The sequence below is a fragment of the Salinicola corii genome, from assembly GCF_008298015.1.
GTDB lineage: Bacteria > Pseudomonadota > Gammaproteobacteria > Pseudomonadales > Halomonadaceae > Salinicola > Salinicola corii.
This window is the reverse complement of the sequence record NZ_VTPX01000002.1, coordinates 277,301-292,212: the sequence shown is the minus strand read 5'-3', so window position 1 is coordinate 292,212 and position 14,912 is coordinate 277,301. Positions and strand designations below refer to the sequence as shown.

The window sequence follows — 14,912 nt, the reverse complement described above, 5'->3', positions numbered from 1 at the left end:
GCGGACCCACGCCACGAGACCAAGGCGACCCCGTCAACCGGGCTGAGGCCGGCGCTTGGCGCGCTGGATTCGCCACATGGTGACGAGATTTGTACCCAGTGCCAGCAGCTCGGCGATGAAGCCACCTATCGAGCCGATGATCAGCGCGTTGGCGAGCCAGCATAGCGCCACACCCGCCAGCAGCACCCGCATGGGCAGGCCGCGCAGCAGAAACATCGCCAGGGTGCCGAAGACGGCGGCGAGCAGCGGGAAGATGTCGTACCAGGAGTGCCAGGTCGCCACGGCGACCGCCACCGTTGCGATCAGCACCAGCCACATGAGCGGCTGGCGTCGCGGAAACCGCCGCGCCAGCCAGATCCGGACGACGACCAGGACCGACATGCCGGCGGCAACGGCCTCCCCGAACAGCAGAAAATGCACGGCGAAGGCGACGTTGGCGAAGATGAGATAGAGCAGTAGCCGATCGTCCTGACGGCTGGCGAACGCCGCGATGATGAAGCCGAGGGCGACGAACCCGCCGATTTGAGCGGCAATCCAGATTGGGCTGTGTGCGTCCATGCGGCTCCTAATGTCGTGGCAGGATTGGCGTGACAGCCCTCAAGCCTAGACGGTTCGGACCGTGAGCGATGCATTTGCCGAAATTTCAAAACCACTAGCGCCATGAGCCCAGTTTGGTAAAACCGAGATAGGCCGGTGACCCGAGTCTGGCGGAAGGGTTGGCCGAGGGTTCCCATCTCGCTCTCGGCGACCGCGCTGCGGTTTTCCCATCAGACCCGATTACCCGGAATGGTATAACCGCCATCAACCAGCAGGTTCTGACCGGTCACAAAGCGAGACGCGTCAGAGCTCAGCCAAACCACGGCTTCAGCGACTTCCTCGGGGCTACCCACCCGACTCATGGGAGTGTGAGCGATAAACGGCTTACGGCTGGCTTCGTCGGTATTCTGACGATACATATCCGTGTCGATCACGCCTGGATTGACATTGTTGATCCGGATTCCCTGACGGCTGGTCTCCAGCGCCAGCGCCCGAACCATATTGTCGAGACCGGCCTTGCTGAGCGAATATAGCGTCGACCCCTCGAGCGCACCATGCGCAAGCCAAGATGAGGTATTCACGATGGCACCCCCGGTCTGCTGTTTGGCCATCTGGGCAATCTCGGCCTGACAACACAACCAGGTACCTCGCAGATTGATGCCGATGGCCTGGTCGAAATCCTCGACCGTCAGTGACTCACTGAGCCCCCACTTACCCATGATGCCCGCGTTGTTGAAGGCGATATCCAATTGCCCGTATCGCTCGACGACACTGGCAATTAGCGATTCCACGTCCGAAGCCAGGGCAATGTCGGCGCGGAACTCCGCGGCATCACCGCCAGCCGCCTGAATCTCGGCAACGGTCTGTTCGAGCACTTCCGGCCGTCGGGCCGCGATGGCCACTCGCGCTCCCCGACGGGCGAACTGCATCGCCGCGGCCTTGCCGATCCCGGTACCACCGCCGGTCACGAGCACGACTTTCTGGGCGAAATCCTGTGGTGTAGACATAGCAATCTTCCTCATGATCAGGTCGTGTCGAATGAATCAGGGTTGATCCGTGGGCCTGACGACGATCTCGTTGATCGCCACTCGCCGGGGATTGGTCACGATGAAGGCAGCGGCCTCGGCGATATCTTCCGCATGCAGGCGCTCCACCTCGCCAAACATGCTGGTGAAACCTTCCCACTGTCCGTCTTTCTGCTCGAAGAGCTCGGTCGCGGTCGCGCCGGGTTCGATCACCGAAAAGCGTAGCGATTGCTTGGTGAACTCCTGACGCCAGGCTTCGGTGGCTGCGGTGACGGCAAACTTGGTGGCGTTGTAGATGGCGACCTGGGGAGCAGCGATACGCCCGGCAACCGAGGAGATATTGACGACATCCGCCACAGCACGCGGACTCGACGTCACGGCCTGAAGAAGATGCGGCAGGGCCTGTTTGGTGAGGTACATCAACCCCCGCAGGTTGACGTCCACCATGCGATCCCACTCTTCAAGCGGCGATTCCACGGAGGGGCCATTGAGCATCAGCCCCGCCGCGTTGACCAAGGTATCCAGGCGACCGAAGCGTTCGATTACCTGATCCACCACACGCTCTGCTTCGTGGTTGTCTGTGATGTCGGCAGCGATCACCAACGCGGTGCCGCCAGCGGCGGCGATCCTGTTGGCAAGCGACTCGAGCCTATCCTGGCGTCTGGCCACCAGCGCAACGCTGGCTCCCAGATTCGCCAGTCGAATAGCCGTCGCCTGCCCGATACCGCTGGACGCGCCGGTGATGAGGGCTACGGTTCCGGTGAGCTTCTCGGCGTTGTTCATGGAGTTCCTCCGTTTGGGTCGACATGGATCCCGGACACTCGGTACCGCTGTCCGTATCCGCGCATTTAATTCAAGGGACGATCCAAAGGTTAGGGTTCTCGAGGAGGAACTCGTGACGCCAATTCTTCCCATTGATTGCCTAGTTCTCTTGATCCCGGGAAAAATCGGAAATCTGGTCAGTCATCGATCTAGAATGGAATATGCCCATTAAGGCAGGAGCAAACAGTGATCATCGAACTCGGTACAGAAGACCAGGCACGGCGAGAAGAAACGGCCGCCATCCGCGATGAGATGGCGGGCCTCATTTCAAGCTTCGTCGGCAATCAGATGGAGCGTGAAACTAGTTTGCCGGGCCTGAGTTTTTTCAAGGTAACGACGCCACAGCCACCGACGCCCTATCTGTACGAGCCCAGCCTCGCCATCATCATTCGCGGGAGGAAACGCGTCGTGCTGGGGAACACGACGTATATCTACGACGCGTCACGATTTCTGCTGACGGCAGTGAACCTGCCCACGATTACCGAAGTCACTGAAGCATCGCCCGAGCGGTCCTATCTCTCTTTACTGATGAAGATTGACTTGCAGATGGCTCGCCAGTTGATTGCGGATGTCGAGACGCTTGGCCCGAAAGCAGAGATACCGCACAAAGCCATGGCGACCGGCCCCGCGACCGTCGACTTGATGGACGCGACGAGCAGACTGGTTCGGCTACTCGACCAGCCACACGACATGCTCCACCTGGGCAGTCTTGTCCAGCGAGAGATTCTTTATCGGGTACTGACTAGCTCTGCCGGCGGCCGTTTTCGCGACACCGTCATGATGGGAACGCAAAGCCAGCGTGTCGCCAAGGCCGTTACCTGGTTGCGTGATCACTATACGCAACCGTTGAAAATCGAAGCCCTGGCGGAACTGGCCGAGATGGGCGTATCTACGCTTCACCACCATTTCCGTAAAGTGACCTCGATGAGCCCGCTTCAGTACCAGAAACATCTACGCCTTTATGAGGCGAGAAGGCTGCTGATCGCGGAAAATATCGATGCTGCAACGGCGGGTATCCGGGTTGGCTACGAAAGCATTAGCCAATTCAACCGGGAATACCGACGGATGTTCGGTGCGCCACCCATTCGAGACGTCGCACCATTGCGGTCAACCTGACTACTGACTCGAGTAGGGCCAGGGCGAGAAACTGAGCTATTCGTCACCATGTTGGAGGGAGTGAGCAGCTTCGCTAGTAGGGGCACATAGCCCGCCGATGGTAGGTGGCGATAGCCAGGCTCGCCAAGATAGAAGCCTTCAGGCCCGGCCATCATAGCGCAGCATGTCGATCACGGCGCGCACCGCCGGACGCATCTGGCGACGCCCCGGGTAGTACAGAAAGCTGCCGGTATGGCGCACGGACCATCGCGGCAGGAGTTCCACCAACCTTCCGCAGGCGAGGTGCGTCGCAACCTGCTCACGCAGCAAATAGCCCACACCAATGCCTTGCAGCGTTGCCTCTATCAGAAGATCCATGTCGTTGGTGATGAAGGTCGGCTTTATCGCGACGTCGAACGTGCGCGATCCGCGCTGGAACTGCCAGCGTAACAAGGTGCTGGACGTGCTCATTCGATAGGCGATACAGGCTTGTTGCACCAGATCCTGGGGACCTGCAATGGCAGGTGCGGTCTCCAGGTACTCGGGCGTGGCGACGACGACCGTTCTGTAGTCGGGGCCGATACGCACGGCCACCATGTCCTGGGCCAATTGCTCTCCATTGCGGATGCCTGCATCGTAGCCAGCCGAAACGATATCGACCAGCCCCTCGTTGGTCGTGATATCCAGGGTGATGCCGGGGTAGGTCTGACGTAGCGCTTGCAGCTTCGGAACCACATAGAGCGCCGCCGCGCTGTGGTGGGTATTGATGCGCACGAGTCCACTGGGTCCGGTGTGCTCGTCTGCAAGTTCTTCGAGTCCGTCCCCGATTTCCTGGAGCGCCGGCTGCAGACGCGCGAGGAGACGTTCGCCGGCAGCCGTGGGGGCGACGCTTCGGGTGGTTCTGTTCAGCAACTTGGCATCCAGGCGCTCCTCCAACTGGCGCATGGCATGACTGAGCGCGGAACTTGAAATACCCAGCCTATTGCCCGCCCGGGTAAAGCTCCGCTCCTCGGCGATCACCGCAAACGCCATCAGGTCCGCAAAATCTGAGCGCTTCATTACTGAATCTCACTCATAAGCTCATCAATCAAACACCACCTTATCAAGTAATGGAGGCGTTCCTATAGTTATTTGAGTGCCTGGCAGTGCATGAGAAGTAGCTGCCTGAGCGACATCTCGAATGATCTGATCAGGAGCGAAAACCATGAAACGCTGGGTTCTGAAGAGCGGAGAGACCACTCTGGAGGGGCTGATCCTTGAAGACGTCGTGAAACCGGAACCGGGGCCCGGTGAAGTCCGCGTACGCATTCGGGCGGTGTCGTTGAACTACCGCGAACAACTGATCCTGGGCAATGCCGGTGGCAACTGGCGCATGGACCGCGACTTGATCCCGGTAGCCGATGGCGCCGGCGATATCGATGCGGTTGGAGAAGGCGTGGAGCAGTGGTCCCCGGGCGACAAGGTCATCACGGTCTACCTGCGCGACTTCATTCATTGGCCGCCCCATGCGGGTATCGGTCTGGGCTTGGGTTCGCTGGATGAGGATGGCGTGCTGGCCGAGTACGTCGTGTTGCCGGCGGATCGCCTGAGCCGCGCGCCGGGCACGCTCAACGATGTGGAAGCGTCGACCCTGCCTTGCGCTGCGCTGACGGCATGGACGGCGTTGCAGAACGCCAATCCGGTTGCACCGGGTCAGACGGTGCTGTCGTTGGGCACCGGTAGCGTATCGCTGTTCGCGATGGCGTTCGCGCAAGCACTGGGGGCGAAAACCTACCTTACCACCAGCCAGGACAACAAGCGTTCGCGCTTGCTCGAGCTCGGTGCCGAGGATGTCTTCAACTATCGCACCGACGAGAACTGGGGCCAGTCCGTCTACGCGGCTACCGGCGGCGTGGATAAGGTGGTGAATACTGCCGGCTTCGGTTCCATGAACCAATCCGTCCAGGCTCTGGCCTTTGGCGGCGACATTGGCTTGGTTGGCCTGTTCAACTTCGGTGATGTGATCGAGCCCGGCTTGTTTCTCGCCAAGGGCGTCAGCATTCGCGGCATCCCGGTCGGCTCGCGCGACGGCCTGGACGATATGGTCGACTTCGTTGACAAGCATCAGATCAAGCCAGTGATCGACAGGGTGGTCCCGTTCGCCGATGCGAAACATGCCTACCAGGCCCAGAGTGCCCCAGACCTGTTTGGCAAGATCGTCATCAAAATCGCCTAAATCAGCGACGGGAGCTAACGATGGCACGGCGAGTCCTGGCTTTGTCTTCCCAGAAATTCAGCGATTTAGTGGGAAGCCAAGATAATTGAGCAATGATCGGGAAGGATCGGAGTGCCACGCGCAGCACTGACTTCTTTAGATTGAATTCGAGTAGCGCTGCTCCTGCTTGGTGCTCCGCGCTCATCTAAACGCAAAGCGGATCGGCTAATCCCCAGCTTCGAAGGGGGCCGTCTATATGCGAGAAAGACAATCCCGGCGCCTGCCCCCAACAACGAAGGAATTCGTTATGAATATGGAATCCGAAATTGACCGTGTGTTCGCATTACAGCAAGCCCATCAATGGCATCTAAGGACTTCGACCGCAGAACAGCGAAAGGATCGTCTCCGACGTTTCAGGGAAGTATTAGTCAAATACGAGGAGGAAATCCGTAACGCGCTTGCCTCTGATTTGGGACGCCCAGCCGAAGAGCCGATGCCGTTCGAGCTGGCCGTCACCCTGGAAGATATCGATGAGGCCATCGAGCATCTTGACGAGTGGATGAAGCCCGTACCTGTCCAGACCTCCGCGCCCGTGGGGCAAGCGTATATGATCTATGAACCGCGGGGCGTCGTTCTCGTCTTCGGTTCATGGAATTTCCCGATAAGCCTGCTCCTTACCCCCATGGTGCCGATGATCGCCGCGGGCAACTGCGTCATCGCCAAGCCAAACGAACTCACACCCGCATCCAGCGCCGTAGCAGCCAAAATCATTCGCGAGGCTTTCGACGAGCGCGAGGTCGCAGTGTTTGAAGGCGGTGTCGATGTTGCCAACGCACTGCTGGAACGCCCCTTCGATCACATTTTCCTTACCGGAAGCCCAGCGGTCGGCAAGATTGTGATGGCTGCAGCGGCCAGGCATCTGGCCTCGGTGACATTGGAGCTCGGTGGCAAATGCCCTGCCATTCTGGACGACAGCGCCAACTTCGACACCGCCGTTTCCGAGATCGGCATGGGGCGAATGACGAATAATGGCCAAACCTGTCTCTGCGTCGATTATGTCGCATTGCCCGAATCACTACGCGACCCGTTCGTCGAGGCGCTCGGAAACCAATGGCGAGACAGCTTTTATGATGGCGAGACGTTCATGGCGGACCGAAATTCCCGCATGGTCAACTCGCGCAACTTCTCACGTGTAAAAGGATATATTGATGACGCCGTTGCACGTGGCGCGAGGGTGGCTTTTGGCGGAAACTGCGATGAAGAGAACCTGACGATAGAGCCGACCATACTGCTTGATACGCCGCTTGATGCATTGGTCATGCAGGAGGAGATATTTGGCCCCGTTCTCCCAATTGTCACTTATCGCGATGTCTCAGAGGTCTACACATTCATTCGGAAGAGCGGCAAGCCGCTGGGTATGAACATTTTTTCAGAGCGACGCGACTTTATTGAAGATGTACTCCGCAACACCTCGTCCGGGGGCGTATCAGTCAACGGCTGGGCGAGAAACTGGCCTGAGAGCCATCTACCGTTTGGTGGGGTCAACACTAGTGGAACAGGTCGTTATCACAGCATTCATGGATTCCGCGAGCTTTCTCATGAACGTGCAGTGTTCGAAGTCATCTGACCGTACGGGCCAGCAACCTTAATCCGGGCAATGATACTGGCACACCACTTCCACATTGATGCCGTCCGGGTCCAGCACGTAGGCCGCGTAGTAGTCCTCGTGATAGTGCGTTCGGACGCCGGGCGGGCCGTTGTCGATACCACCGGCCTTCAGCGCGGCTCGATGGAAAGCATCGACGATGGCCCGATCCCGTGTCGCGAAGGCAATGTGCGTGCCGGCGCCTGGAGGCTCGTTGTCATGGATCCAGAGGCTCGGGTAGCCGTCCTTGCCGAAACCGTGGCGCGTGCCCCCGGTGCGGGTGCGCTCGGGCCCGAGGGTAATGACCCGGACGATATCCAGCGGCGCGAGGGCAAGTTCATAAAAGCGCCGAGATACCTCGGCGTCGCCCACGGCGAATTCGATGTGGTCGAGAATGCTCATGGTTTTGCGCAGAGGCTCCAGTGGTATGGGTTACCGGCTCGCTGGGTGATCAGACCTGGGACGCCCCACCATCGGCGAACAGTTCGACGCCGTTGATATAGCTCGAGGCATCGCTCGCCAGGAACGCCGCCGCCTTGCCGATTTCGTGTGCCTCGCCTATCCGCCCCAGGGTACTTTTTTCGCTGAACGCTTGAATGATCTGCTCCGCGTCATCGGCCAGCATGCTTCGCAGAGATTGCGTATCGACAGGGCCGGGACTGAGAAGATTGATCCGAATGCCGGAACCCTTGATGTCCAGGATCCAGCTTCTGACCATGGCACGCAGAGCCGCCTTGGTGGCGCCGTAGACGCTCAAGCCCGGGCCGGGGTTCATCGAGGCAGTCGAGCCGATGATGACGATGCTGGACCCTTTGGGCATCAAGGGCAGCGCGCCCTGGACGGTAAACGTCACCCCTTTCACGTTGATATCGAAAAGCCGATCGAAGCTTGCTTCGGTGATCGTACCCAGTGGCGTGATTTCCCCCGTCCCGGCGTTGGCGATCAGGACATCGAGACGGCCATGAAGCGACTCGATACGACCAAAGAGCGAGGCCAGATCGGAGGTGTTCGAAACATCGGCGGCAAACGCGACCGCGTTGTCGCCCAAGCTGGACAAGGCTTCGTCCAGCGCCTCCTGTCGGCGCCCGGTGATGACCACGTGAGCGCCCTGCTCGGCGAACTCCTGCGCAATCGCGAGCCCCAGACCGGATGAGCCACCGGTAACCAGCACGACTTTATCTTGGAATGACATGGAAATTTTCCTGTACGAGGAAGGAGACGGAAACGCCACATGTAGTGAACGCTACATGACAAGATGTGTCACGCACTTTATTTAGCGGTCGATATATAGAAGTCCTTGCTCATGCATTGGAGCTTTGATATAGCAGTCGCTACAATGTGGTTTTCATTTCGCGAGGTCCCATGAACGCCAAGACCCGGCAGCGTCGCCCGGCCTTTGATCGCGAAGCGGGCGTCGCTATCGCCCAGGCGCTTTTTCATGAGCGTGGTTATGACGCGGTCAGCCTTGCGGATCTGACCAACGCCATGGACATCAAACCGCCCAGTTTTTATGCCGCCTATGGCAGCAAGGCAGAGCTGTTCGAACGGGCGATGCTGCGCTATGCGCAGGAAAACGCCCTGCCGCTGGACGAACTTCTGGCACCGGACCGCCCCCCTGCTGAAGCGCTTCCCGCGCTGCTGCTCGCCGCTGCCAAACAATACGGTCGAGATAGCGTGCTGCGAGGCTGCATGATCACGGAGGGAATGCGAGCGGATGACCCGGCGGCCCGTCGGATGGCCGAGAGTCTTGCCAGCGGCGGACTCCAGGCGATTCGCGCTTACCTCGACCAGGCCCATCCGCAGGATGCGGAGTCTCTGGCCGACTATGTTTCGGTCACCTTGCGCGGGCTGTCGGCCTCGGCCTGCAACGGCATGCCCCACGAGCGCCTGACGCAAGTCGCCCGGACCGCCGGCCGATTTATCGCGCATGAACTGGAAGCCGACGAGCCCACGACAGCTTCTTGAGCCGTGAAGCCGTTGTGGGTGGTTGTGGGGTGAGTCGCTTCTCTCTACTGGTCTGTCTATAAATCGGTCTCTACAGATCTGTGATTGTCGTCCCCTCGATCGTCTCGGCGAATCCGCCACCGAATAGCCGCGCTGGCGTTTCGAAACCGGTTCGACGCTCCCCTTCGAGTACCCGGCGCGCGGCCTCTAAGGCCGCCAGCGGCGTATAGGAATAGCCGTTGACGGTTTCGATCATCGAATGGGCCACCGTGCCGTCGGCACCCCTCACCTCGGCCACGGCGCGGGCGCGATGGGCATCGCGTTGCTCCGCGGTCGGGCCATCGGGCAGTTGCGATAAATCGCCCTCAGGGAACGCATCGCCACTGACATGCACGAACATGGCGATATTGGGGATGCCGGTGGAGTGCCAGCCGGTGACCAGATCCGCGAACGACAGCGGCGCACACGGCACCAAACCCTCGCCGAAATCGAACTCTTGCGGCTTCGCATCGGGGGCCGAAACCAGATGGCCGTCGATTCTCGTCATCAGACCCGCGCCGATGATCTCGCTGACGCTCATGGCAGAGCCTCGCGACATGGAACCGGGAACCTGAAGCGCCACTTTAAGCGACTGCGGCTCTTGCACGCGCTGCGCAACGTGCACCGCCAGGCAATCGGTCGGCACCACGTCCCAGCCAACGCCGGGCAGCAGCATGACGCCGGCCTCGGCCGCTTCGGCGCCCAGCCGTTCCGCCAGCCGGTAGACGTTAATCTCGGCGGCGATATCCAGGTAATCGACACCGGCTTCGAGGCACGCCCGCATCAACGGCTCCGCGGTTTTCGCGAAAGGGCCTGCGAAGTTCAGCAGCACATCGATACCGGCCAGTGCCTGCGCTGCCCCGGCATCGGCCTCAAATACCCGCAACGAAACCCCCAGCTGTTCAGCGAGGGATGCCAGCCTTGGCTGGTTGCGCCCGGCAATCTCGAAATCGAGCCCCAACGCCTTGGCACGGTCTGCCGCCATGCGGCCGGTATAGCCGGTCGCGCCGTAGGTCAGAAGTTTTTTCATTGGGTGTGCTGCCAATTCTTGTAGACGAATTCGAGACTGTAGCCATCGGGATCCAGAACGTTGGCGGCGTAGTAGTCGGGGTCGTAATGCAGCCGGGCCCCAGGCGCGCCGTTGTCGATGGAACCATTGTCGGTCGCACCGTTTTTGATGGCCGTGGCATAGGCCGCCTCGACCTCTGCCTTGCTGTTCGCCACGAAACCGACGTGAACGGCTTTGCCTTCCACCACACCCTCACGCAGCCAGAAGAACATCCGGCCATTGGCGCCGAATCCCTTGAGATCCGGGTGGCCTGGCGGGCCATCTTTGCCGTCATAATCGAGCCGCGCCGTGATCCCCAGAGGGGCGAGCACGGCCTCGTAGAAGCGAATCGAGCGTTCGATGTCGCTGACGGAAAGAAAGAGATGATCAAGCATGTAGTAGCCTCACTGTGCAGACGATGTCGCCAGCCACTACCATAGATCTTCCGCCTATCGGGGACCCAGCCGTTCCTGCTCGAAACCTGCCTGTTTCTGCTTTGTACTTGCGCGGACTCGTCCCGCCTTACATGGAAGATCTCATGAACGATCAACTGCTCGAGCTTCGCTCTTTGGCTGCCAAGGCTGAGAACCACCGTACCGAAACGGGCATCCCGCGCGTGGCCATGATTCAGGGCGAGATCCCGGAACATATGCTGGCCGCGGTCTACGATCCGATGATCAACCTGATCCTGCAGGGCAGCAAGACGATGACCGTCGGCAACCGCACGCTGCGCTACGACCCAGCCACGTATTTCGTCATGTCGATCGAATTGCCGGCGGTGGGCAAGGTTCATCCGGCGGCTTCGGGGGAACCCTACCTCGCGTTGAGTCTGACGCTCGATCCCACGGTACTCTCGACGCTGCTGACCGACCTGCCCACTCCTGCCTGGCATAGCGAGAACGAGAGCGACAACAATGCAGGATTTTCGGTGGCTGCGGTCACGCCGGGATTGGTGGACGCGTGGCTACGCATGCTGCGATTGATGGGCAAACCCGACGAAATCGCGGCCCTCGCGCCGGTATATGAGCGGGAGATTCTCTATCGGGTTCTGCAGGGACCCCACGGCTGGATGCTTCGCGAAATCGCGGCGCCGAATGCCGCCATGGCACGCATCAGCCAGGCCATCCAGTGGATTCGGCGGAACTTCGCCGAGCCGATCCGAGTGGAGACACTGGCCGAGAAAGCGTCGATGAGCGTGTCGGCTTTCCATCGCCATTTCAAAGCGGTCACCACGCTGAGCCCGTTGCAGTATCAAAAGCGGGTTCGATTGCTCCAGGCAAGAATGCTCATGGTGGCCAGTGCCAAAAGCGTTACCAACGCGGCCTTCGAGGTCGGCTATGAAAGCGCCACCCAGTTCAGCCGTGACTACTCTCGGATATTCGGGCTCCCGCCCGCTCGGGATACCGCGAGAATTCTGGGTGAGACGCAACGATAAGTGACGCTGCGGTGCCAGGCCAACCACTATCCTCCGTTTGATCTGTCTGCCACCTAGTGGATCGACGATCGTCATGCGCTCGTCTTTTCCATTGCCTGCTAAACTTCCTGGCTCGGGCTTCACCGTTTATCGAAAGCGTTCATCTCAAAGTTAAGCCAACCGCCCACAAGGAGAACCCCATGTCTCAGAGCGACTCCCAAACGAACATCAAGACCGAGTGGATCGAGATCACCGCCGAAGACGGCAAGACCTTCAAGGCATACCAGGCCCTCCCGCACAAGGGCAAAGGCCCCGGCATCCTGTTGATCCAGGAGATCTTCGGCGTCAACGGCCACATTCGCGGCGTCGCCGAGCAGTACGCCATGGATGGCTATAGCGTGATCGCACCGGACGTGTTCTGGCGCGACGAGCCGGGCGTGGAACTCGGCTACGACGGCGACGACTGGAAAGCGGCGGTAGCTCACAAGCAGGCGCTGGATTATCCCACCGCGATCAGCGATCTCCGTGCCGCGGTCAAGGCGCTACGTGCAAGCCCCGTCTGCGACGGCCCGGTCGCTTCGATCGGCTACTGCATGGGCGGCGTGCTCTCCTACCTCTGCGGCCTGGATGCCGGCGTCGATGCGTCGGTCTGCTACTACGCCGGCGGGGTGACCGAATACCTGCCGCGTGCCGACGAGCTCAAGGTCCCGGCCCAGTTCCACTTCGGCGCCGAGGATGATCACATCCCGCTCGAGCACGTCGAACAGACCCGCCAGGCGTTTGCCGGCAACACGGATGTCGAAGTGCATCTGTACGGTGGCGCCGAGCACGGCTTCAACTGCTGGGCGCGGGCGAGCTACAACCAGCATGCTTCCGCGCTGGCCCATGGCCGCACGCTGACTTTCCTGGCAAGTCGCTCCGATTGAGAAGCGAGTCGAGCTCGTGTCGGAGCGGATAGGATCGTTTCAGCGCGAGTCTTGAACGGTCAGGACTGATGAAAATGCGGCAGGACGTGGGTGGCCAGTTCCTCGATGATGGCATCGGCTGGCCGTTCCTCGAGACGTAGATTCAGGGACACGTGGTGAACGCCCATCCCTCTGAGCGCGTCGAGCACCTCGACAAGGGCATCACGGCCGGCACGATAGCCCAGATCGATCGGCGTCGCCGGAGCACCCGGGTCGGCGTCAAGATCGAGACGCATCGCCTCGCCGAACCCGCGGAATTTACCGGGTACGCTCTGCTCCACGGCGGTTCGCCACATCCGGTAACGATCGAGCTGCTGGGCCGGCTCGCGATGATAGGTCATCCAGCCAATGGCATTGCGGGCGATCCAGTTGACGCTCTGGCCGCCCGAGCCGACTGCCAGTAGCGGCACGGGCTCCGGTGGCTGCGGCCGCAGCTGGAATTCCGGAGAATCCGCCTCGCGGCGGTCGGGGACGACTCGCTGCGGCGAACCCAGTGCCTTCGCCACCACCTGCCAGTGATCCGCAAACAGGCGCCGCCGCTCGGCGACGTTCTCGCCGAAAGCGGCAAACTCGGGCGGCCGGTCGCCGGACCCCAACCCCAGGATGAAGCGACCTTCCGAGAGCGTGGAAACCGATGCTGCCGCCTTGGCGATATGCAGGGGATGTCGCAGCGTGAGCACGATGGCGCCACTGATCAGCGCGGTCCGGCTCGTTTCCACCGCCAGCGCACCCAGCCAGCTCCACGGATCCAGATGGCCAATCGGATCGGGATAGTCGCGGCTGTTGAGCGGCACGTCTCGAATCCACAACGCGCGAAATCCGGCGTCGTCGGCAAGTCTGGCCAGACGCCGCTGTTCGATGGCGTCGACCATCGCCTGACCACTCGGCATCAGCGGCAACGTCAATCCGATCGACAACCGATCCGGCGTCAACACACGCCGAGCGATCGCCTGTCCGGCTCCACCTGCAGACATGACTCCCTCCTTCCCCATTCGATTGACTCCTCGAGGTGCGTCTCCCGGGCGCGATCTCTGCACCATGATGCCCGGAAACAAAGCGCAGGACATGATGATAGCGCCGATCCGCGCTTGTCGTTTTCACCATCTACGACTAGTTTCCGAGAAGGCATGTCAGGACGCATGCCGCTGGCATGAAAGACTTACCATGAATCAACAGGGACAGACGCCATGGGAATTATTGCGTGGATCATCTTCGGCCTGATCGCCGGTGCCATTGCCAAACTGATCATGCCGGGCAAGGATCCGGGTGGCTTCATCGTCACCATCATCCTCGGTATTCTCGGGGCAGTCGTCGGCGGCTGGATCGGCACCGCACTCGGCTTCGGTGACGTTTCCGGTTTCAACTTCGGCAGTTTCGTGATCGCCGTGATCGGCGCGATCGTGCTGCTCGGTATCTATCGCATCGTGCGCAAGTAACGTCCGGCGGACTTCCGGCCCGGTTGCACCGTCTACCGGGCCGTTGCTTTCCATCGCCCCCGATCCAGTTTCCGCCACTCCCCTCAATCGACACGACCTCCTCTCAGGATTTTCCGGTATGCCGAGCAACGCGCATTTCTACGAACCCAGCCGTGGACACGATCTGCCGCACAACCCATTCAAGGCGATCGTCGGGCCGCGACCGATCGGTTGGATCTCTTCCCGAAACCTCGACGGCCAGTTGAATCTGGCGCCCTACAGCTTTTTCAATGCTCTCGCCGACACACCACCCGTCATCGGCTTCTCGAGCGCTGGCTACAAGGACAGCGTGCGCAATATCGAATCGACGGGTGAATTCTGCTGGCAGCTCTCGACCCGGCCGCTGGCCGAAGCAATGAACCGGAGCTCGGCATCGGTAGCCCCCGAGATCGACGAATTCGAACTGGCGGGCCTGACGCCGGGCGAGTCCCGGGTGGTCGGCGTTCCCCATGTAAAGGAAGCCCAGGTGGTGTTCGAGTGCCGGCTGACCCAGGTCATCCAGTTGCAGTCCGCTGCCGGTGACAAGATCGACAACTGGCTGGTACTCGGTGAAGTGGTCGGCGTACATATCGACCCGACGCTGTTGAAAGATGGCATCTACCAGACCGCCGCAGCGCGGCCGATCCTGCGTGGTGGAGGACGGGCCGACTACTTCGAGATCGGCTCGGAGCAGAATTTTCAGATGTCTCGGCCCGGCTGAAAGCGACTT

Annotated in this window: 17 protein-coding genes; 8 read left to right on the top strand and 9 right to left on the bottom strand. The window is 60.5% G+C overall.

The features are described 5' to 3' along the window. Positions 1-33: 33 nt before the first annotated feature. The 3 genes from F0A16_RS05335 to F0A16_RS05325 form a co-directional block, all read right to left on the bottom strand. Positions 34-558 (bottom strand): YgjV family protein, encoded by a 525-nt coding sequence (locus F0A16_RS05335; protein WP_149434349.1) that lies wholly within the window; start codon positions 556-558, stop codon positions 34-36. Positions 559-767: 209 nt separating this feature from the next. Continuing rightward, positions 768-1,544 (bottom strand): SDR family NAD(P)-dependent oxidoreductase, encoded by a 777-nt coding sequence (locus tag F0A16_RS05330; protein WP_149434348.1) that lies wholly within the window; start codon positions 1,542-1,544, stop codon positions 768-770. A gap of 36 nt (positions 1,545-1,580) precedes the next feature. Next, a complete protein-coding gene (locus F0A16_RS05325) occupies positions 1,581-2,345 on the bottom strand; it encodes an SDR family NAD(P)-dependent oxidoreductase (RefSeq protein WP_149434347.1) in 765 nt (254 codons plus the stop codon). 225 nt (positions 2,346-2,570) lie between these two features. Here F0A16_RS05325 and F0A16_RS05320 point away from each other — a divergent pair, with 225 nt between their 5' ends. Beyond that, entirely contained in the window at positions 2,571-3,500 is a 930-nt protein-coding gene (locus F0A16_RS05320) for an AraC family transcriptional regulator (RefSeq protein ID WP_223119712.1), read from the top strand. A 138-nt stretch (positions 3,501-3,638) separates the two neighbouring features. On the opposite strand, the gene F0A16_RS05315 is transcribed toward F0A16_RS05320, so the two are convergent. Next, positions 3,639-4,538: a LysR family transcriptional regulator gene (locus tag F0A16_RS05315; RefSeq protein ID WP_149434346.1), complete on the bottom strand. Its 900-nt coding sequence runs from the start codon at positions 4,536-4,538 to the stop codon at positions 3,639-3,641. Between the two features lie 145 nt (positions 4,539-4,683). On the opposite strand from F0A16_RS05315, the gene F0A16_RS05310 reads away from it, so the two are divergent. Next, complete coding sequence (locus F0A16_RS05310; RefSeq protein WP_149434345.1) at positions 4,684-5,694, top strand: zinc-dependent alcohol dehydrogenase family protein; 1,011 nt, start codon at positions 4,684-4,686, stop codon at positions 5,692-5,694. A gap of 286 nt (positions 5,695-5,980) precedes the next feature. Then, positions 5,981-7,300 carry an aldehyde dehydrogenase family protein gene (locus F0A16_RS05305; RefSeq protein WP_149434344.1) on the top strand — a complete coding sequence of 440 codons (1,320 nt, stop codon included), beginning with the start codon at positions 5,981-5,983 and terminating at the stop codon, positions 7,298-7,300. Positions 7,301-7,318: 18 nt separating this feature from the next. On the opposite strand, the gene F0A16_RS05300 is transcribed toward F0A16_RS05305, so the two are convergent. Beyond that, positions 7,319-7,720: a VOC family protein gene (locus F0A16_RS05300; protein ID WP_149434343.1), complete on the bottom strand. Its 402-nt coding sequence runs from the start codon at positions 7,718-7,720 to the stop codon at positions 7,319-7,321. Between the two features lie 49 nt (positions 7,721-7,769). Beyond that, positions 7,770-8,510 (bottom strand): SDR family NAD(P)-dependent oxidoreductase, encoded by a 741-nt coding sequence (locus tag F0A16_RS05295; RefSeq protein WP_149434342.1) that lies wholly within the window; start codon positions 8,508-8,510, stop codon positions 7,770-7,772. A gap of 170 nt (positions 8,511-8,680) precedes the next feature. Here F0A16_RS05295 and F0A16_RS05290 point away from each other — a divergent pair, with 170 nt between their 5' ends. Continuing rightward, complete coding sequence (locus F0A16_RS05290; protein WP_149434341.1) at positions 8,681-9,283, top strand: TetR/AcrR family transcriptional regulator; 603 nt, start codon at positions 8,681-8,683, stop codon at positions 9,281-9,283. A 70-nt stretch (positions 9,284-9,353) separates the two neighbouring features. Here the strand turns inward: F0A16_RS05290 and F0A16_RS05285 are convergent, their stop codons facing one another. Together F0A16_RS05285 and F0A16_RS05280 are read right to left on the bottom strand one after the other, a co-directional pair. After that, positions 9,354-10,331 (bottom strand): saccharopine dehydrogenase family protein, encoded by a 978-nt coding sequence (locus tag F0A16_RS05285; protein WP_149434340.1) that lies wholly within the window; start codon positions 10,329-10,331, stop codon positions 9,354-9,356. Next, positions 10,328-10,744 (bottom strand): VOC family protein, encoded by a 417-nt coding sequence (locus tag F0A16_RS05280; RefSeq protein WP_149434339.1) that lies wholly within the window; start codon positions 10,742-10,744, stop codon positions 10,328-10,330. Before F0A16_RS05280 ends, F0A16_RS05285 begins: the two co-directional genes overlap by 4 nt. A 143-nt stretch (positions 10,745-10,887) precedes the next feature. On the opposite strand from F0A16_RS05280, the gene F0A16_RS05275 reads away from it, so the two are divergent. Both F0A16_RS05275 and F0A16_RS05270 read left to right on the top strand, forming a co-directional pair. Beyond that, the gene (locus F0A16_RS05275; protein WP_187775908.1) at positions 10,888-11,784 is read left to right on the top strand and encodes an AraC family transcriptional regulator; all 897 of its coding nucleotides are present in this window, start codon (positions 10,888-10,890) and stop codon (positions 11,782-11,784) included. A gap of 179 nt (positions 11,785-11,963) precedes the next feature. Further along, positions 11,964-12,689 (top strand): dienelactone hydrolase family protein, encoded by a 726-nt coding sequence (locus F0A16_RS05270; RefSeq protein ID WP_149434338.1) that lies wholly within the window; start codon positions 11,964-11,966, stop codon positions 12,687-12,689. A gap of 59 nt (positions 12,690-12,748) precedes the next feature. Here F0A16_RS05270 and F0A16_RS05265 read toward each other — a convergent pair whose 3' ends face one another. After that, positions 12,749-13,702 carry a TIGR03571 family LLM class oxidoreductase gene (locus tag F0A16_RS05265; protein WP_149434337.1) on the bottom strand — a complete coding sequence of 318 codons (954 nt, stop codon included), beginning with the start codon at positions 13,700-13,702 and terminating at the stop codon, positions 12,749-12,751. A gap of 213 nt (positions 13,703-13,915) precedes the next feature. On the opposite strand from F0A16_RS05265, the gene F0A16_RS05260 reads away from it, so the two are divergent. Further along, complete coding sequence (locus tag F0A16_RS05260) at positions 13,916-14,164, top strand: GlsB/YeaQ/YmgE family stress response membrane protein (RefSeq protein ID WP_110597918.1); 249 nt, start codon at positions 13,916-13,918, stop codon at positions 14,162-14,164. Positions 14,165-14,282: 118 nt separating this feature from the next. Beyond that, on the top strand, positions 14,283-14,903 hold the full coding sequence (locus F0A16_RS05255; protein WP_149434336.1) for a flavin reductase family protein: 621 nt from the start codon (positions 14,283-14,285) through the stop codon (positions 14,901-14,903). Positions 14,904-14,912 lie beyond the last annotated feature (9 nt).